The organism is Mesorhizobium sp. ISC11 (assembly GCF_037162595.1).
GTDB classification, from domain to species: Bacteria; Pseudomonadota; Alphaproteobacteria; order Rhizobiales; family Rhizobiaceae; genus Mesorhizobium; species Mesorhizobium ciceri.
The window spans coordinates 2109437-2127930 of record NZ_JAVSPW010000001.1 but is presented as its reverse complement, the minus strand read 5'-3'; the positions used below and the strand labels follow the sequence as shown (position 1 = coordinate 2127930).

The following is an 18494-nucleotide window of genomic DNA, read 5'->3' as shown; positions in this document are numbered from 1 at the left end:
TGGCAGGACGCAAGTGCTTGCCGCTGGGGTAGTGGTGGGGCCGACCGTCATTCGACCTGCAACGTGGAGAACACATGAAAATCATCTCTCAAGCGAAAGCCCATGGCGGCGTGCAGGGCGTCTATTCCCATTTGTCGACGAGTTGCCGTTGCGACATGACTTTTGCCGTTTTCATACCTCCGCAGGCGCGGGAGGCGCCTTGTCCCGTTGTGTGGTATCTCTCAGGCCTGACGTGTACCCACGCCAATGTAATGGACAAGGGCGAGTACAGGCGCATGGCCGCCGAGCTTGGCCTGATCGTCGTTTGTCCCGACACCAGCCCGCGCGGGGCCGACATTCCGGATGAAAAAGACAACTGGCAGTTCGGCTCCGGCGCCGGCTTCTATCTCGATGCGACGCAAGAGCCTTTTGCGAAGAACTATCGTATGTATTCCTATGTCGCCGAGGAGTTGCCAGCTCTCATCGCGGCTGAATTTCCAGCCGATATGGCGCGCCAGGCAATCTTTGGCCATTCGATGGGCGGGCATGGCGCGCTGACGATTGCCTTGAAGAATCCGCAACGTTTCAAGAGCTGCTCGGCGTTCGCCCCGATCGCCCAGCCAAGCACCGCCGGCTGGTCAAGACCGGCCTTTGAGAAGTATCTCGGCAAGGATGAGGCTTCGTGGCGAAGCTGCGACGCGACGTCGCTCATCGACGACGGATACCGTTTCCCCGAATTTTTGGTGGATCAGGGAACGTCGGACGGATTTCTTGACGACGGGCTGAGGCCTTGGCTGCTTGAAGCGGCCTGCGCCAAAGCAGGTATTCCGCTAAAGCTGCGGATGCAGGATGGATACGATCACTCGTATCTTTTCATCTCCAGTTTCATGGACGACCATCTGAGATGGCATGCTGAGAGGCTTTGATCTGGGCAGGCCGAAGGCATGGCCAGATGCAAACAAGTTATTGCGACGCCTTACACCGAGAGCGCCGCGCTTGCCGCCGTCAAACGCTACACATCCCTGGATTGCGAAAATACTGAAAGCACTGGCCAGCCCCGATGAGGTTCCCGACCCACCCTGCGGCGGCTGGGGCGAAATGCCTGACGGCATCCAGCGGCATCCAGTATTTCGAAGTACCCTTGGGCGAGGGTCGGAAGCTGCTGTTCGTCCGCATCGGCCAGGACGAGCCGTTGTTTGACAAGCAGACGCTAAGGGTGTTGCCGGCGAGTTAGACGCCCCGACCAGAGCCTGATCCGGATCGAGTGGAGGCCTGCCTCTATGCCTCTACGTATTCCGCGAGGCTGACACCCTTGGGCACATCCAGCCCATCGGCTCGCAAACCTTCGATGTGAAAGCGTATTGCATCGCGAATCTCGGTTTCCACTTCAGGCACAGTGGCACCTGTCGCGATGCAGCCGGGTAGGTCCGGCACATAGGCAGAAAAATTATTTCCTGCTTTTTCAATCACCACCGCGTAACGCATGTCATCACTCCTTCAAACCTGACTGCTTGAGGATGCTGTTCAGTGTTCCTGGCGCAACCTCTTCAGACGGCTTGCCAGCCACGGTGACGCGGCCGGCTTTGAATTCATGCTTATATTGGCGATGGCTGCCCTTGGTTGCAACCAGATACCAGCCATCGGCCTCCAGCAGGCGAATGATCTCGCGAACTGTAAGCCGAGGTGGCACTAGATCTCAGCTGCACCCGCTCGTCGAACCGCACGTGTCGCACTTCTCGCAGGTCCCATTCCGCACCATGGTAAAATTCTGGCACTCGGAGCAGGAATTGCCGGTGTAGCCCTGGAGCAGCGATTTGGCGCGGCGGTCGTTGGCAATTTTTTTTGCTTCGGCCGCCTCGACGGCCGCCGCGTCGGTGAACAATCCTGCCGTGGCGTCGGAGGCAGCACCCGCCGCTTCCTCGAAGGCGATGTCCTCGGCCAATTCCTTTGCCCGCTCCTCATAGTCGCGCTTGTAGGCGACCGCTTCGTCGCTGGCGGGTTTCAGCGCCAGCACGTTGGAGCCGGAGAAGGCGGTCGGTGCCGAGCGGGCAGGGGCGCCCGATGGGGCCGCAAAGCCTTTCGGATCGTTGCCGCTGACGCGCGACACCAGCTTCACCGGCGAGGCGCCACGGGTCAGGCCCTTGGAGACCGCATCGGTCTTGCCTTCGCTGATGCCACGGCCAAGTGCGGTGTTGGAAAAGTCCGACTGGTCGACATGGGCGAGATCGTTGCGGCCGAGGTAGGAGATCGCCAGCTCGCGGAACACGTAGTCGAGGATCGACGTCGCGCTCTTGATGGCGTCATTGCCCTGCACCATGCCGGCCGGCTCGAACTTGGTGAAGGTGAAGGCGTGCACATATTCGTCGAGCGGCACGCCATATTGCAGGCCCAACGAAATGGCGATGGCGAAGTTGTTGAGAAGGCCACGCAAAGTCGCGCCTTCCTTGTTCATGTCGATGAAGATCTCGCCGAGACGGCCATCGTCATATTCGCCGGTGCGCAGGAAGATGGTGTTGCCACCGATCTTGGCTTTCTGCGTGTAACCCTTGCGGCGGCCGGGCAGCTTTTCCTGCTCGCGCGACACGCGCTCGATGATGCGCTCGACGATCCGCTCGGTGATCTGTGCGGCACGTGCTGCCGCAGGTGCGGCGAGCAGCTGCTCGACGGCTTCATCCTCGTCGTCCTCGCCGTCGGCGAGCAGCGAGGAATTGAGCGGCTGCGACAGTTTCGAGCCGTCGCGGTAGAGCGCGTTGGCCTTCAGCGCCAGCTTCCACGACAGCATGTAGGCGCCCTTGGCGTCTTCCACCGTCGCATCGTTGGGCATGTTGATGGTCTTGGAGATCGCGCCGGAAATGAAGGGCTGTGCCGCCGCCATCATCTGGATGTGGCTGTTGATAGACAGCGAGCGCTTGCCGATCTTGCCGCACGGGCTGGCGCAATCGAACACGGCGAGGTGTTCGGCCTTGAGGAACGGCGCGCCTTCCAGCGTCATCGCACCGCAGACATGGATGTTGGCGGCCTCGATGTCCTTGCGGGAGAAGCCGAGCGCCGGCAGCATCTCGAACGAGAAGTCGTTGAGCTGCTCGTCGGTGAAGCCGAACGTCTCCTTCACCCAGTCGGCGCCGAGCGTCCACTGGTTGAAGACGAACTTGATGTCGAAGGCCGACTTCAAGGCTGCGTTGAGCGCCGCGATCTTCTCGTCGGTGAAACCCTTGGCCTTGAGCGCGCCGGGGTTGATGGCCGGCGCCTGGTTGAGGTTGCCGTGGCCGACCGCATAGGCCTCCATCTCGGCGATCTGGGCTTCGGAATAGCCGAGCGTGCGCAGCGCTTCCGGCACGGCGCGGTTGATGATCTTGAAATAGCCGCCGCCGGCCAGCTTCTTGAACTTCACCAGCGCGAAGTCGGGCTCGATGCCGGTGGTGTCGCAATCCATGACCAGGCCGATCGTGCCGGTCGGCGCGATGACGGTCGCCTGCGCGTTGCGGTAGCCATGCTCCTCGCCGAGTTCGATGGCGCGGTCCCAGGCGGCCTTGGCGTGGGTTGCAAGGTCCTGCTGCTTCAGGTCGGAAGCGACGAGCGGCACCGGGTTGACGGCGAGCTTCTCGTAGCCCTGCTTCTCGCCATAGGCGGCACGGCGATGGTTGCGCATGACGCGCAGCATGTTCTGGGCATTGCGGTCGTAGTCGGCGAAGGCACCGAGTTCGCCGGCCATCTCGGCCGAGGTGGCATAGGCCATGCCGGTCATGATCGCGGTGAGTGCGGCGCAGATCGCGCGGCCTTCATCGGAGTCGTAGGGAATGCCCGACGTCATCAGCAGGCCGCCGATATTGGCATAACCGAGGCCGAGCGTGCGGTATTCGTAGGACTGCTTGGCGATCTCCTTCGACGGGAACTGCGCCATCATGACGGAGATTTCGAGAACGATGGTCCACAGCCGCACCGTGTGCTCGTAGGCTGCGATGTCGATCGCGCCGTCGGCGTTGCGGTAGGGCAGCAGATTGATCGAGGCGAGATTGCAGGCCGTGTCGTCGAGGAACATGTATTCGGAGCACGGGTTGGACGCCCGGATCGCACCGGCGGAAGCGCAGGTGTGCCAGTCGTTCATCGTCGTGTTGAAATGCAGGCCCGGATCGGCCGACGCCCAGGCGGCGTAACCGATCTTTTCCCAGAGATCCCTGGCCTTCAGCGTCTTCAGCACCTTGCCGTCCTTGCGGGCGGTCAGGTGCCAGTCGGCATCGTCCTCGACGGCGCGCAGGAAATTGTCCTTCAGCGACACCGAATTGTTGGAATTCTGGCCCGAGACCGTGAGGTAGGCGTCCGAATCCCAGTCTGTGTCGTAGGTCTTGAACGACATCGAGCTATAGCCCTGCTTGGCGAACTGGATGACGCGGTAGATGTAGTTCTCCGGCACGGCCGACTTCTTGGCCGCCTTGATCTCGCGCTTCAGCGCGGAGTTGATCGACGGATCGAAGCAGTCGTCGCCATTGCCTTCGCAGTTGACGCAGGCCTTCATGATCGCTTCGAGATGCTTCTTGACGATCTTGGAGCCGGTCACCAGCGAGGCGACCTTCTGCTCTTCATTGACCTTCCAGTCGATGAATTCCTCGATATCGGGATGGTCGGCGTCGACAATGACCATTTTGGCGGCGCGGCGCGTCGTGCCGCCCGACTTGATGGCGCCCGCCGCGCGGTCGCCGATCTTGAGGAAGCTCATCAGGCCCGACGAGCGGCCGCCACCGGACAGTTTTTCGCCTTCGCCGCGCAGCAGCGAGAAGTTGGAGCCGGTACCGGAGCCGTATTTGAACAGGCGCGCTTCACGCACCCACAGATCCATGATGCCACCCTCGTTGACGAGGTCGTCCTGTACGCCCTGGATGAAGCAGGCATGCGGCTGCGGATGCTCGTAGGAGGATTTCGACTTGGTCAGCTTGCCGGTGAACGGGTCGACATAGAAGTGGCCCTGGCTCGGGCCGTCGATGCCATAGGCCCAGTGCAGGCCGGTGTTGAACCATTGCGGCGAGTTCGGCGCCACGCGCTGGGTGGCCAGCATGTAGGCAAGCTCGTCACGGAAGGCGCGTGCGTCTTCTTCCGACGCCTTGAAGTAGCCGCCCTTCCAGCCCCAATAGGTCCAGGTGCCGGCAAGGCGGTCGAAGACCTGGCGGGCGTCGATCTCGGAACCGTAGCGCTCGGCTTCCGGCAGCTTGGCGAGTTCCGCCTCATCGGCGACGGAGCGCCACAGGAAGGAGGGGACGTCGTTCTCTTCGATCTTCTTCAGGCGTGCCGGAACACCGGCCTTGCGGAAATATTTCTGTGCCAGGATATCGGCTGCGACCTGGGAGAACTGCGCCGGCACGTCGATATTGTCCAAGCGGAACACCACCGAGCCATCCGGATTCTTGATCTCCGAAAGCGCCTTGCGGAATTCGATCTCCGCATAGGCGGACTGTCCTGGCTTGGTGAAACGACGCTCGATGCGCATTGGTCCGGTCCCTTTTGTCTATATGTAGCGCTTTTCCCCAGGGATTTCTGCCCCCGATGCGAAACGCGCATGTCCGCCGTCTGCCGGCGTTCGAAAACGGCCGGCTCTCCATTTCGCAGCCTCCGCCGGCCCTGCTGGTCAAACTCCTTGCGAAGTGCCTGTCCAACGTGCCGACGAACCCACGGGTCCCTCAAAACTGATTTTTTTCCGATTCCCTCGGTCGAGGGAAATTCACACTATCTAGCGTCGAACCTACCTGCAAACACTAAATATAGTATTAACAGACAATTTATTCAAGCCCGACAATTGTCCCTATCGACCCCAACCGCCCCACAATTCCAACGCTTCCGCCGGCCTCGTAACCAGGCGAAAATGCGAGCAAAACGCACATAATCCGGGAAAAAGACCGGGCTCAGAACTTTCCGGTCGCACTCTCAACAGGAGCGCATGGCCTATAAAAGGCGACTCGTTTTGCGCCGTCAAGGATTCGTTTGCGTAGCTTTTGTGACCCCAACATCTTGTGTGTCACATATGTGGATAACGGGGATAGAATGCGGTGCGGCGATCGCAATTTTGCCGTCACCAGGCAATCCGGACGCGGCAACGATCCAAAGCGTCGTGCCTGAATGGATCAGCCGTAGTGCAGCCTGGGTTTTGGCTCGGTGCCGGTGAACTGCACCCCGATACGGTCATTGCGACGCCAGCGGACCTCACACCGATAGGCAATGCCGTCGAGCGGCACATAGAGAAGGAAGCGATCGGGAACCCGGGCTTCCAGCGGTATCTTCAGTTCGGCTCCGCCTTCGTGTTGATTGCGCAGCGTGCAGCCGACTTCCGAATTCGAAATTCCGGTGATGATCGACCCGCCCTTGAGCACGCGCGGACGATGCTCGCGCTCAGGCTCGTCGGACTCGTTTGGAATTGGATTTGCGGGATTCGCCATCGATCAAAAAATACCAGAGCTGCCGAATCCTACCTTTGATTCCTTAGCAAAGCATTCATGTCGATGCGCGGCAACGCGTGTCCAGCCTTTGCAAGCCAGTCCCGTTTTGCAAAGAGCGCGGTGTGGCCGCCCGTCAGGAGAAGCTGTGCGGGTCGGCGCAGAAATAGGCGATGATCTGGCAAAGGTCGGGTTCGTTGACCATGCGCACCGCCTCGCTTGCGCGGACCCATTTGCGGGTGCGTGAGCGTTTTTCCTTCCAGCGGTCCGCGACTTTGTCGACATGCAGCGGAAACACCAGGACCTCGCACGGCACTTCTTCGCCGGAAGCCAGCGCCTTGGCGTAGAAGTAACGGCCGGCTTCAAGATGAGAGACACGGCCGCGTAGCCCGGCCTCCTCGCCGGCTTCGCGCGCGGCGGCCTCGCAGAGCGGCTCCCTGGCCTCTGGCCAACCCTTGGGCAAAACCCAACGGCCGGTATCGCGGCTGGTGATCAGCATGATTTCGACGCCGTCTCCCGTGTCGCGCCAGGGCAGGGCGGCAACCTGCAGGCGGCACGGCGCGGTGCCGAAGAGCCGTCGGACCCTTTCGGCCAGATGATTGTGTGTCGTTGGCCTCGTCAACATCGAAGAAGCTAGCCCCAGCCTCCGGAATCGTTTGCCGTCTCACGAATCTTACGGCTAATTGTCGGCAATAAAAGTAAAAAATTTCATTCGCCTGGCCAATTTCCGCCAATAGACGTCGATTTCGCGAAATATCCGGCTCTGCCGGACGTGTTTGCGAAAGCAAATCCATCCCCGGTGCAAGCTGCTGGTCTGTAACAGGGTAGTTGTGAATCAGCCGGCGTGGTCGTCGGCGATCGGCTTCTGGTAGGTGAAGCCCATATCCCACGGGAAATAGATCCAGGTGTCCTGGCTGACTTCGGTGACGAAAGTATCGACCAGCGGCCTGCCTTTCGGCTTGGCATAGACGGTGGCGAAATGCGCCCTGGGCATCATCGCGCGCACGATGCCCGCCGTCTTGCCGGTGTCGGTCAGGTCGTCGATGATCAGCACGCCGGCGCCGTCTTCGGCGAGCAGGGCAGGGGTGATCTCCTTGAGGACCTGCAGCTGCCCCTGGCTGGTATAATCGTGATAGGAGGCGACGCAGACGGTTTCGATGACGCGGATGCCAAGTTCACGCGAGATGATCGCCGCCGGCACCAACCCGCCTCGCGTGATGCAGACGATCGCTTTCCATTGCCCTTTGTTGGCGCCGGCAAGCCGCCAGGCGAGTGCGCGAGCGTCGCGATGGAACTGGTCCCAGGAGACCGGAAAGGCTTTTTCGGGAAGGGACATGTCGCGCACTCCACAGCACGCGGGGATCGCGCGCAAGAAAACAGGGGAATGCGCGCGGAATTAGCTGGAAAGCCCCCATCTTGGCAAGAGCAGGGGCCTTGGCAAGGCAAGGGCCAGCGATCGCCGTGGGCTTACCGCGACAGGAAGGCTGCCACCGGCGCGGTGCGCAGAACGCTGCGCGTCACGCCGCCGAACAGAAGCTGGCGCAGCCATGAATGGCTGTAGGCGCCGAGCACCAGCAGATCGGCGCCGGTCTCCGCGATCCTGGTCTGGATGATGTCATCGACCGAACTGCCGCCCGACTGCTGCACCGAGACGCTGACGGTGGCGCCGTGGCGCGACAGCGCCGCCGCGATTTCGGCGCCGGCGGCCTCCGGGCTGTCGTCGAGCGTTTCAGGAGGGTCGATAACCAATATGTCGGTCTTCTCGGCTTCGATGATGAAGGGCAGCGCGTCGAAGGCGGCGCGCGCCGCTTCCTTGCTGCCGTTCCAGGCGAGCAAGACGCGTTTGAAGGTGGTGATCAGCGGACCCTCGTGCGGCACCACCAATACCGGCCGGCCGGCATCGTAGACCAGCGTGTCTACGTCCGCGCTGGAATCGCCGCCCGTTTCGCGCTGCGCTGCTATGATCAGGTCGGCGGCCCGCACGCTCGAAATCCCGGTCAGCGCGCTGTCACCCGAAAAGCTCTCCAGGCTTCGCCACTCGAAGGAAAGACCGGAATCCTCGATATGCCTGAGAAACAGCGTCCTCAATTTCTCGGCCCGTTCCCGGTTCATGTCTGCCGAAACCTGCAGGAATTCGGTGTCGGGAAAGCCTGTGGCAGAGGTGTAGGGCACGGGAAGCGTTTCGGCGTGGATGCCGACCAGATGGCTCTGGAACCGGTTGGCGAGCGGAATGGCGCAGTCGAGCACGCGCTCGGCGTCCTGCTCGTTCTGCAGAATGGCGACGATGGTTTTGAATCGCATGACAATCCCTCAGTTCACGAGCTGGCGAACTCGTGCCGGGGAAACGTTGCAGCGTCGTGCTTTGTTCCGGTCTGGACCAGATCAGCCGGGATTGCTGGCGAAGCCGGCGACCATCGCCTCGACATCGGCGCGGGCAGCGTCCAGCGCCTCCTGGCTGCGGGCACGCACGACCAGTTCGGTCCAGAACTTGCCATCGCCATATTTCGGATAGGAGCCGATGATCGTATCGGGATGCGCTTTCTGGATATCACCCAGCGGCCCCCCGATGAGGCCTTCGCCGAACGGGCAGGGCACGGTCGCCGACAGCATCTTCGTGCCGGCCTTCAGCGTCGGCACGACATTGTCTAGCATGGCCTGGAAAATCGACGGCACGCCAGCCATGACGTGGACGTTGCCGATTCGGAAGCCAGGCGCGACCGACACCGGATTGTCGATGAGATCGGCGCCGCGCGGCATCCGTGCCATGCGCTTGCGGGCCTCGGTATATTCGATGCCGCGCGCGGCATAGCTTGCTTCCAGCATCGCATAGGCCCGGGCATCGTATTCGCAAGGCACGCCAAAGGCCTTGGAGATGGAATCGGCCGTGATGTCGTCATGCGTCGGCCCGATGCCGCCGGTGGTGAACACATAAGTGTAGCGCGCGCGCACGGCGTTCACCGCCGCGATGATCTCGTCTTCCTCGTCCGGGACGATGCGCACTTCCTTCAGGTCGATGCCGATCGCCGTCATGATGTCGGCGAGATGGCCGATGTTCTTGTCCTTGGTGCGGCCGGACAGAATCTCATCGCCGATGACGAGCATGGCGGCGGTCACGATTTCAGGCATGGGAAGCTCCGGCAAGCGAGTGGCCAGGGAAGGCGAGTGGTCTGAGATAGCGCGGCGCGGCGGTGGCCGCAATGTCATCTCCGCGGCGCCGGCTTCCCTGCCCGACTACATGACCGCCGGAGGTGGATGGCTCGGTTGAGTCCAACGCATTTCCCCACCATGTTCTGCGATAACGTGGCGGTCGAGCAAGATCTCGGCCGCATCGAGGGGCCCAATGGCAAGGGGCACTTGCCGGAATTCGTGGCCGCGGAGCGAACCGCCGCATCCATCGAGCGCATCGCCGGCCGGGCTGATCGGGGCCTCACCTCAGCTTCACGACAATTTCAAGGAACCATTCGGCTGACTACCGGGTTTTATGAGTGTCGCACCAAGGCGGCTAAGATACGGAGTGATTCAATGGTTACAAAACTTCTCGCAGCATCCGTCCTGACGATTGGTCTCGCCACATCGGCGATGGCCCAGTCACTGGACGACAGGTACTCAAACAATCATGACTGGTGGCTGTTCGGTAACAACGACCAGACAACTGTCGACCCCTACACCACGGGAAGCATCAGTGACGGCTCCGGGTTGAACACCCAAGGCAACACCGGCGCTATTGGCCCATGTGCTCACAACACACCAGGCCCGGACGCTAACGCAGGGCAAAACGTCAACGATCAGTATTGCGGCAAATAGCCAGAACGTGATTTCCGAAAAGCGCACGCCGATTTTCTGGAAATCCATGTTCGAGGGCTAGTCCGCAAGGACAGCCGCTGGCCGCTGGCGCGTCCTCTCTCCGGACGGCGCTGCGGTCGGCGCTCCGTCGAACCGCTCCACGTCAACCGCGATACCGAATCAATCCGAGACTTCTGTCTGCGGCCGGTCGCGGCCGTCGGCCAGTTCCTCATGCCATTTTCCCTCGGCGTCCTCATACTGGATGCCGTCCGTCGCTCCGGCGACCTGCTGCTCGGCCGAGGCGATTTCGGCGGCGCGCAACGCGTCCTGATGCGTCGGAAACGTCTCGGAAAAGGTCGCTCCGACCTTGTAGGCCCAGCCGCCGTCATGTTCGACGATCTTGTAAGTCAGCTTCGCCATGAAAAACCTCCGGTTGAAAGGTCCGTCTGCTCAATGCAGTCGGTCGTCGGGCAGTCTGTCGTCGGGCACCAGCACTTCCGATTCCTTGGCGGCTTCAATCAGCGCCCGGCGCGCATCTGCTGTCGAACGATAACCTTCCAGCACTTTGAGGCAAGTGTCGAGGGCATCACGATGGCGCGGGCCGCGATTGAGCGGCCACACCGTCATCAGGCACTCCGCGGCCTCCTGGGCGCTGCGGATGTGGCGATATTTGCCGACGTGGCCAAGTTCGACGACGACCGGCACTTCAAAAGGTTTGTTGTCCATCATGGCCGCAACGCAAAGCAGCCAATTTGGTTGCAACCATGGCCGTCAGCCTGCGCCCAAACGTCTCAGAGGCTGTTTGAAGGCTCTACAGCGCCGTGTCGGGAGCGCGAACTGTTCAGCCCGCCGCCTTCATCCAATGCTGCATCGTGGTCACCGAACGGGCAAGTTGTGGCGCCGGGTGGATTGTCTCGCTGAATGTCGCCGCCGCACGCCACCCCCAGCGCGGATCAGCCAGGAAGGCCCGCGCCAGCGCCACCATGTCGGCGCGGCCCTCGGTGACGATCGCTTCGGCCTGCTTGGGGTCGTCGATCAGGCCGACGGCGCGGGTCGGAATATCAGCGCCCTTGCGCACCGCCTCCGCCAGATGCACCTGATAGCCGGGGCCGGTGGGCAATTTCTGCAACGGCGAATTGCCGCCGCTCGAACAGCAGAGATAGGCAACGCCCTCGTGCTTCAGCGCTTTGGCCACTTCGATCGCGTCCGCCACGTCGAAGCCGCCGTCGACCCAATCCTTCACGGACAGCCTTGCGCCGAGCATCAGCTTTGGCACCGCCTTGCGCACCGCCTTGGTGATTTCGACGGCAAAACGCATGCGGTTTTCCAGCGCGCCACCCCAGCGGTCCGTGCGCTGGTTGGACAAGGGCGACAGGAACTGGAAGATCAAATAGCCATGCGCGGCGTGCAGTTCGAGGAAATCGAAGCCGGCGCGTTCGGCTCGCCTTGCCGCCTCGGCGAAGCGCTCGATCAGCTGTAGGATCTCCTCGTCCTCCAGAGCGTGCGGCACGTTCCAGCCGGTGTCGTAGGGGATGGCCGAGGCGGACACGGTCTGCCAGGGATCCTCGTTTGGCTTCAGTGGCCCGCCGCCCTCCCACGGCTTGCGGTTCGAAGCCTTGCGGCCGGCATGGGCGAGTTGGGAGCCGAATTTCGTGCCGGGTGCGGCGACGCGTCGTGCAGCGTCCAGCGCGCGGCGGGCGGCCGCTTCATTGTCTTCGGAGTAAAGGCCGAGGCAGCCATGGGTGATACGCCCGCGCCGCTCGACATCGGTCATCTCGACCGTGACCATGCCGGCGCCGGACATTGCGAGGTTCATCCAGTGATGGAGATGCCAGTCGCTGGCCGAGCCGTCCTCGGCGGAATACTGGCACATCGGCGCGACGGCGATGCGGTTGGGGAAGGTGAGGCCGTCGAGAGTGATCGACTGGAAAAGCGACGCTGTCATGAGAAACTCCGGGAGGGTTCGCAGCTATTTAGGCGACCGATGGCGCCTGCGCCAGACACGAGGCGGTGAAAGGGCTTCTGGACCAATCACGGGCGGGATTGCCGAAATGCCGGTTCGCGGCTACGCCTCGGCCAGGCATGTCTCCCAAAAGTGGCTCCGGTTTTGGGAGAACGACAGGCATAAACAGGAGCATGAAGCGCGACGCGCTTTAGCATGGAGACCGGGATGGAAGATCGTATTCGCGTCCGTTCGGAGGAAATCCTCTCCGACGACTGGGCCATCCTGAAGAAGACCGTCCTCGACTACCGCCGGCGCGACGGTCAGTGGGAGACGCAAATCCGCCAGACCTATGATCGCGGCGATGGTGCGGTGATCCTGCCTTACGACCCCTTGCGTTCGACCGTGCTTCTGGTGCGCCAGTTCCGCTATCCCGCTTACGTCACCGGCCACCGCGAGCCGCTGATCGAGGCCTGTGCCGGCCTGTTGGACGAAAACGATCCGGAGACCGCCATCCGCAAGGAAGCCGAGGAAGAGCTGGGTTATCGCTTGAAGGATATCGAGCGGCTGTTTTCGCCCTATATGAGCCCCGGCAGCGTCACCGAACGGCTCTGGTTTTTCATCGGCCGCTATTCACCCGCCGACCGCATCTCGGCCGGCGGCGGCGCGCAAGAAGAGGGCGAGGACATCGAGGTTCTGGAAATGCCGCTCGACGAGGCGCTGGCCGGCATCGCCGATGGCCGTATCGTCGACGCCAAGACCATCATCCTGATCCAGCATCTGAAGCTCAATCCGATGCCTGCCTGAACGGCGCCGGTCCTCCTTGCCAGGGCTTTCGGGTGGCCCGCCACCCGAAGCTCGAAGGGCGAAGGGTGGTGCGGATGAAGGGACTCGAACCCCCACGCCTTTCGGCACTGGAACCTAAATCCAGGGCGTCTACCAGTTCCGCCACATCCGCATGGACCGGCAATCCCATGTGGCCATCATTCTGTCAATGTCAGAGACAAGATGTGGCCCAGCGACAAGATGTGGGGCAGGCCCGAATGCTGGTTATTGGCTGGGATGCGAAGACTGTTGAAAATTGGCCTCGCCTGTGACAAAAGGCGTGTCAAATGTGACGGGACGCGACGATCCGCTTCTGCAGAATGTGATAAGAAGTAGGAAAAACAAGAACTTATTCACATTTTGGAACGCAGTTTGGGAGAGTTTGAGCCGGGTTTTCGGTCAAATCGCCAGGTTCCGTACCAAAAGCCATTCCCGGCAAGAATATACCGGCAGGCTGTGAACGGCAGAGGCCGTGGCAGTCTCATTGGTGAAAACAAAGGTTTTACGATGCAGGTCACCGAAACGCTCAACTCCGGTCTCAAGCGAGAGATCAAGATCACCGTGCCGGCCGGTGACATGGAAGCCAAGCTGATGGCGCGGCTTTCGGATGCCCGCAACAAGGTCCGCATCAACGGCTTCCGTCCTGGCAAGGTGCCGGTGCAGCACCTGCGCAAGGTCTACGGCAAGTCGTTCATGGCCGAAGTGGTCAACGAAATCCTCAACGATTCGACCCGTTCGATCATTACCGGGCGTGGTGAAAAGGCTGCCATGCAGCCCGAAGTCATCATGACCGAGGACGAGAAGGAAGCCGAGAAGATCCTGGCCGGCGGCGCCGACTTCGAATTCCGCCTCAACTACGAGATCATCCCGGCGATCGAGATCAAGGACTTTTCCGACATCAAGGTGACGCGCCAGGTGTTCGACGTGCCTGATGCCGAGATCGACGAGCAGGTCCAGCGCGTTGCCGAATCGGCGCGCAGCTACGAGCCGAAGACCGGCAAGGCCGCCAATGGCGACCGTGTCACCATCGACTATGTCGGCAAGATCGACGGCGAGGCCTTCAATGGCGGCGCCGGCACCGATCAGCCGCTGGTGCTAGGCTCGAAGGAATTCATCCCCGGCTTCGAGGATCAGCTTGTCGGCGCCAAGGCCGGCGACGAAAAGCAGGTCACCGTGACTTTCCCGGAAAACTACCAGGCGGCGCATCTGGCCGGCAAGGAAGCGACCTTCGATGTCACCGTCAAGGAAGTGTCCCAGCCCGGCGCGCTGGAAATCAACGACGAGACCGCCAAGAACCTCGGCCTGGAGTCGCTGGAGCGCCTGCGCGACGTCGTGCGCGGCCAGATCGAGAACCAGTTCGGCGCCATGACGCGCCAGAAGGTCAAGCGCCAGCTGCTCGACCAGCTCGATGCGGCTTATTCGTTCGAGGCGCCGTCGAAGCTCGTCGACGCCGAGTTCAACAACATCTGGGCGCAGGTCAATCGTGATCTGGAAGCAGCCGGACGCACCTTCGCCGACGAAGAGACGACGGAAGAAGAGGCGCGCGCCGAGTATCTGCGGCTTGCCGAGCGCCGCGTGCGCCTCGGCCTGGTGCTGGCTGAAATCGGCGAGAAGGCCGGCGTGACCGTATCGGACGAAGAGCTGCAGCGCGGCCTGTTCGAGCAGGTGCGGCGCTATCCAGGAAACCAGCAGCAGGAAGTCTTCGAGTTCTACCGCAACAACCCGGAAGCGTTGAACACGCTGCGGGCGCCGATGTTCGAGGAAAAGGTGGTCGACCATCTGCTCGGTCAGATTTCGGTCAGCGACGTCAAGGTCAGCAAGGAAGAGCTGATGGCCGATGACGAAGAGGACGAGACCGCCGTCAAGGCGAAGCCGGCGAAGAAAGCCGCCGCCAAGAAGGCCGACGCCAAGACGGCCGACGACGCGGAAGAGCCCAAGAAGAAGGCCGCGCCGAAGAAGAAGGCCGCCGAATAACACCAGCGCTCTGCTGAAACAGGAAGGCCGCCCTTGAGGCGGCCTTTTTCGTTGCCAAACTGCAACAGCCGCCATGCTTCGCGAGCGACGGCCTGTGGCGACCAAGCTTTGATCATTATCTGCGCTTCTATTGCAAGCCGCTTGGTTGTTGGAGGGCGTGTTGAGACTGTTCGTCGAATTGGGACACGCTTCGGCAATCGCGCTGATCCTTATCTCGGTCTGCGGCATTGCCCAGGCCGGCACGGTGCCTGACAACTGGCGCTTCGGCACGAGTGAAGACGGCCTCGTGACGGCCTCGCTCTACGCCACCAACAAGCTGATCACCGGCGGCGGTGCCTTGAGCTACAGCCCGATCCTGACGATTGCCTGCCGGGCAAACGGCGAGCCGCATTGGACTGAATGGCTGCAACTGAACGACGCTGTTTCGGCCAGCCGCAAGATCACCATGTCGATTACGGTCGATCAGGAGAGCAAGTTCGACGAAAGCTGGTCGGTCGGGCCGCGCGGCCGGATGCTGGTGCGCGATGGCGCCGATGGCATCAGGCGCCTTGTCGCCGCGAACCGGCTCCAGCTTTCGTGGCGGTTCGGGCTGCTGGCGGGGCGCGGCGAGGCCGATTTCGACCTCGCCGGGTTCGGCGAAGCGGTCAGCCAGGTTGCCGGAAACTGCAACACCGATCCGCCGTGAACGACCGTGAGGCGAAGGCGGCAACGGCCGAGCTCGCCGTTCCCGGTGATGCTGATCGGCTTCAAACCTTTGTTCTCATACATGTCGTTGCCTCAAAAACGCACTTTGGGGCGACATCATCAAACGGCGTTGCTGACCCAGCGGAGCACGTTGGTCCAAAGCCGCGCATAGCCGGGCCATTCGACAAAACTGTTCGGCAGCCAGTGCGGTCCGATGTCCGACGTCCAGACCAGCGTGCGCCCTTCGCCGTGACGCCCGGTGACCAGCAGGGGATGGCCGCCCTGGTCCTGCGGCAGCCGCGCCAGAACCTCGACATCGTCGCGATCGCGGGCGACGACCTCGTTGGCACCGAGCAGCAGCGGCCATTCGCCCTCAATGCCGGCAAAAAGCGGATGGTCTCTGGAACCGGTGATCTCGGGACGAAAGCCCTCCGGAATTTCGAGCCGGTCATCATTGGGAAGGCAGGTCACCGGCAGCGCCTCCTCGACCGCCGTGCGATGCCAGCGCGCCTTGCCGTCAATGCCTTGGAAGCTGAAGTAACCGCCGATCATGATCAGGCCGCCGCCGGCCAGCGTCCAGTCGCGCAGGAGCTTGAGCCGGTTCGGCACTGTCTTGCCGTGCAGCCAGACATCGGGATGAAGCAGCAGCGAGTTTGCGCCGATGTCGGACAGGATGATCGTCCTGTATTGCGACAGCCCTTCCATGGTGAAAGGCAGCTTCTCGACGGCCTCATGAGCGGGCATGTAGTCGAGATCGAATTCGCTGTCCTTCAAGGCGTCGACCAGGGGCGTTGCCCCGAGATGGAAGGTGACGCTGCCGAACTGGTCGAACCCCTTGTAGTGGGTCGCCGAACTCACCCAGCTTTCGCCGACAAGAAGGACTTTTGTCTTCGCCATGATCATACTCTCCTGATTCCGCCAGTCGCTTGTTCTAGCCGGCTTCGCCCGCCCCGATCTCTGGGATCGCGTGGTCGGGGTCGGCCGGCGTTGGCGCCGGCCCTGCCATCTCAGATCAGCAGCAGGCCCTTCATGCTGGCATATCCCTTCCGCCCGATGATGATGTGGTCGTGCACCGCGATGCCCAGCCGCTTGCCCGCGTCGATGATCTCCTTCGTCATCTCGATGTCGGCGCGCGATGGCGTCGGGTCGCCTGACGGGTGATTGTGGACCAGGATAATGGCAGTCGCCGAGAGTTCGAGCGCCCGCTTGATCACTTCTCGCGGGTAGACAGGCGTGTGGTCGACAGTACCCGTCTGCTGCACCTCGTCGGCGATCAGCGTGTTCTTCTTGTCGAGGAACAGGATGCGGAACTGCTCGCGCGCCTCGAAGGCCATTGCTGAGCGGCAATAGTCGAGGAGCTGCTGCCAGGACGAGAGAATCTCGCGGCCGTGGACCTCGCTGCGTGCCATGCGCTGCGCCGTTGCGGCGACGATTTTCAGGTCGAGTGCCACCGCAGGGCCGATGCCCTTGACCTCCTGCAGCAGGCCCACCGGGGCGCCAAGCACTTCGGCCAGCGTGCCGAAGCGTGCCAGCAGCGCCTTGGCCGCCGGTTTGGTGTCGGCACGAGGGATCAGGCGAAAGAGCAGAAGTTCCAGAAGTTCGTAATCGGGCAGGGCATCCGGACCCGCCAGGGCAAAGCGCTCGCGCAAGCGGTCGCGATGGCCGAGGTAATGCGGCTTTTCGTCGAGCGTCGCCTTGGCTTTCGCAGCAGGCCGCATCGGCGCTTCGGAGAAGAAACTCCGCTCGTCATCGTCGCTTGTGTTCCCCATACCCCGCCCACATTGCTCCGGCACAGACATTAGAGCTGTTCTGGCCTGGATTGAAACAGTTCCGTTCTCCGATCGCGAGACGATCCACGGCAGATCGTGGCAGCCCACTGTCAGCCTAGGGCCTCCCTATACGGCAAGATGAAACCACGATTGCGCAACAAAACTTAACATCACTTAACGCATGCGGCCACTTTCACCTGACATGGTGACGCCACCGGAGGCTCTTTGCCTCGCTATACTGGAGCACGCATGTTCGCCAAAATTGACTCTGGACTATTTGCCGGCCGGGCATCTCTTGCGGTCATGGCAATCCTGCTTTCAGCCCATTCGGACGGCGCGCTGGCGGCAGATGCCATTGCGGTGAATTCCGATGATTTTACCCTGCCGCCCGAGCCTTCCCGTTTCGGGCGCTTCGAACAGAAACTGTCCGACTGGCACGTCGTGCTCGGCGGCGGCGCCATCATCGTCCCCAAATACGAGGGCAGCAATGAATTCAAGATCATGCCGGTGCCTTTCGTCACGGCGACATTCCTCGACACGGTGACGATCGATCCGACTGGTGCCAACATTGCCGTTTATGAACAAGGACCGTTCGCCTTCAGCGCGCGGCTTGGCTATGAGATGGGCCGCAAGGAAGACGACTCCGACCATCTGCGCGGCTTGGGGGATGTCGACATGGGCGCGACGGTCGGCGTGAAGGCAGCGGCGAAGTTCGGTCCGGCCGAAATATTCGCGCAGCTGGACAAGACCATCGGCGGCAGCGATGGCCTGGAGGGCAGGGTGGGGATCGAGGTGACCCGGCCTCTGTCTCAATCGTTGATGATCGGCGCCAGCGCGTCCGCCGTGTTCGCCGACGAAAACTACATGCAGGCCTATTTTGGCGTCACGCCCGAGCAATCGGCTCGCTCGGGGCTGGCGCGCTATGATGCCGGCGCCGGTTTGAAGCGCGCCGATTTTTCGATTTCCGCCACATATATGCTCGACGAGAACTGGATGGTGCGCGGCGAAGCGGGGGTCGGCGTTCTCTTGGGTGACGCTGCCGACAGCCCCGTCGTCGTCGAAAAGATCCAGCCTTCAGGGATGCTTCTCGTCGGATATCGGTTCTGACGCCTACCCAGG

Annotated in this window: 19 protein-coding genes and 1 tRNA gene; 6 read left to right on the top strand and 14 right to left on the bottom strand. The window is 61.9% G+C overall.

Annotation, left to right across the window (positions count from 1 at the left end; genetic code table 11):
• The first annotated feature begins 74 nt into the window (after positions 1-74).
• Entirely contained in the window at positions 75-905 is an 831-nt protein-coding gene (gene fghA / locus RPF88_RS10620; protein ID WP_224619531.1) for an S-formylglutathione hydrolase, read from the top strand.
• 352 nt (positions 906-1257) lie between these two features.
• Here the strand turns inward: fghA and RPF88_RS10615 are convergent, their stop codons facing one another.
• The 8 genes from RPF88_RS10615 to RPF88_RS10580 form a co-directional block, all read right to left on the bottom strand.
• Positions 1258-1464, bottom strand: a complete 207-nt coding sequence (locus RPF88_RS10615; protein ID WP_024504399.1) for a type II toxin-antitoxin system HicB family antitoxin — start codon at positions 1462-1464, stop codon at positions 1258-1260.
• 4 nt (positions 1465-1468) lie between these two features.
• Positions 1469-1669, bottom strand: coding sequence for a type II toxin-antitoxin system HicA family toxin (locus tag RPF88_RS10610; protein WP_224619521.1), 201 nt, complete (start codon positions 1667-1669; stop codon positions 1469-1471).
• Positions 1670-1675: 6 nt separating this feature from the next.
• Positions 1676-5458, bottom strand: coding sequence for a vitamin B12-dependent ribonucleotide reductase (locus RPF88_RS10605; protein ID WP_337122383.1), 3783 nt, complete (start codon positions 5456-5458; stop codon positions 1676-1678).
• Between the two features lie 631 nt (positions 5459-6089).
• Positions 6090-6401 (bottom strand): PilZ domain-containing protein, encoded by a 312-nt coding sequence (locus RPF88_RS10600; protein WP_013532019.1) that lies wholly within the window; start codon positions 6399-6401, stop codon positions 6090-6092.
• A gap of 133 nt (positions 6402-6534) precedes the next feature.
• Positions 6535-7023 (bottom strand): NUDIX hydrolase, encoded by a 489-nt coding sequence (locus RPF88_RS10595; protein WP_013532018.1) that lies wholly within the window; start codon positions 7021-7023, stop codon positions 6535-6537.
• A gap of 210 nt (positions 7024-7233) precedes the next feature.
• Positions 7234-7734 (bottom strand): xanthine phosphoribosyltransferase, encoded by a 501-nt coding sequence (gene gpt, locus RPF88_RS10590; protein ID WP_013532017.1) that lies wholly within the window; start codon positions 7732-7734, stop codon positions 7234-7236.
• A gap of 131 nt (positions 7735-7865) precedes the next feature.
• On the bottom strand, positions 7866-8699 hold the full coding sequence (locus tag RPF88_RS10585; RefSeq protein ID WP_027162597.1) for a universal stress protein: 834 nt from the start codon (positions 8697-8699) through the stop codon (positions 7866-7868).
• Positions 8700-8780: 81 nt separating this feature from the next.
• Positions 8781-9524: a competence/damage-inducible protein A gene (locus tag RPF88_RS10580; RefSeq protein ID WP_063167866.1), complete on the bottom strand. Its 744-nt coding sequence runs from the start codon at positions 9522-9524 to the stop codon at positions 8781-8783.
• Positions 9525-9659: 135 nt separating this feature from the next.
• On the opposite strand from RPF88_RS10580, the gene RPF88_RS10575 reads away from it, so the two are divergent.
• A complete protein-coding gene (locus RPF88_RS10575) occupies positions 9660-10202 on the top strand; it encodes a hypothetical protein (protein ID WP_337122382.1) in 543 nt (180 codons plus the stop codon).
• Between the two features lie 159 nt (positions 10203-10361).
• Here the strand turns inward: RPF88_RS10575 and RPF88_RS10570 are convergent, their stop codons facing one another.
• The 3 genes from RPF88_RS10570 to RPF88_RS10560 all read right to left on the bottom strand — a co-directional run bounded on the left by RPF88_RS10570 (position 10362) and on the right by RPF88_RS10560 (position 12126).
• Entirely contained in the window at positions 10362-10601 is a 240-nt protein-coding gene (locus tag RPF88_RS10570) for a DUF2188 domain-containing protein (protein WP_013532013.1), read from the bottom strand.
• Positions 10602-10631: 30 nt separating this feature from the next.
• Positions 10632-10910, bottom strand: a complete 279-nt coding sequence (locus tag RPF88_RS10565) for a DUF982 domain-containing protein (protein ID WP_013532012.1) — start codon at positions 10908-10910, stop codon at positions 10632-10634.
• A gap of 112 nt (positions 10911-11022) precedes the next feature.
• On the bottom strand, positions 11023-12126 hold the full coding sequence (locus RPF88_RS10560) for an NADH:flavin oxidoreductase/NADH oxidase (protein ID WP_337122381.1): 1104 nt from the start codon (positions 12124-12126) through the stop codon (positions 11023-11025).
• A gap of 225 nt (positions 12127-12351) precedes the next feature.
• Here RPF88_RS10560 and RPF88_RS10555 point away from each other — a divergent pair, with 225 nt between their 5' ends.
• Positions 12352-12930, top strand: a complete 579-nt coding sequence (locus tag RPF88_RS10555; RefSeq protein WP_024504405.1) for an NUDIX domain-containing protein — start codon at positions 12352-12354, stop codon at positions 12928-12930.
• A 66-nt stretch (positions 12931-12996) separates the two neighbouring features.
• Here the strand turns inward: RPF88_RS10555 and RPF88_RS10550 are convergent.
• Positions 12997-13081, bottom strand: a tRNA-Leu gene (locus tag RPF88_RS10550).
• 374 nt (positions 13082-13455) lie between these two features.
• Here RPF88_RS10550 and tig point away from each other — a divergent pair.
• Positions 13456-14922 carry a trigger factor gene (tig, locus tag RPF88_RS10545; RefSeq protein ID WP_337122380.1) on the top strand — a complete coding sequence of 489 codons (1467 nt, stop codon included), beginning with the start codon at positions 13456-13458 and terminating at the stop codon, positions 14920-14922.
• Positions 14923-15082: 160 nt separating this feature from the next.
• Complete coding sequence (locus RPF88_RS10540) at positions 15083-15607, top strand: hypothetical protein (RefSeq protein WP_013532008.1); 525 nt, start codon at positions 15083-15085, stop codon at positions 15605-15607.
• Positions 15608-15726: 119 nt separating this feature from the next.
• Here the strand turns inward: RPF88_RS10540 and RPF88_RS10535 are convergent, their stop codons facing one another.
• Positions 15727-16503 (bottom strand): glutamine amidotransferase, encoded by a 777-nt coding sequence (locus RPF88_RS10535; protein ID WP_013532007.1) that lies wholly within the window; start codon positions 16501-16503, stop codon positions 15727-15729.
• A gap of 110 nt (positions 16504-16613) precedes the next feature.
• Entirely contained in the window at positions 16614-17375 is a 762-nt protein-coding gene (radC, locus tag RPF88_RS10530; RefSeq protein WP_337122377.1) for a RadC family protein, read from the bottom strand.
• A 249-nt stretch (positions 17376-17624) separates the two neighbouring features.
• Between radC and RPF88_RS10525 the strand changes: the two genes are divergently transcribed.
• Positions 17625-18482: a MipA/OmpV family protein gene (locus RPF88_RS10525; protein WP_013532005.1), complete on the top strand. Its 858-nt coding sequence runs from the start codon at positions 17625-17627 to the stop codon at positions 18480-18482.
• Positions 18483-18494: the final 12 nt, after the last annotated feature.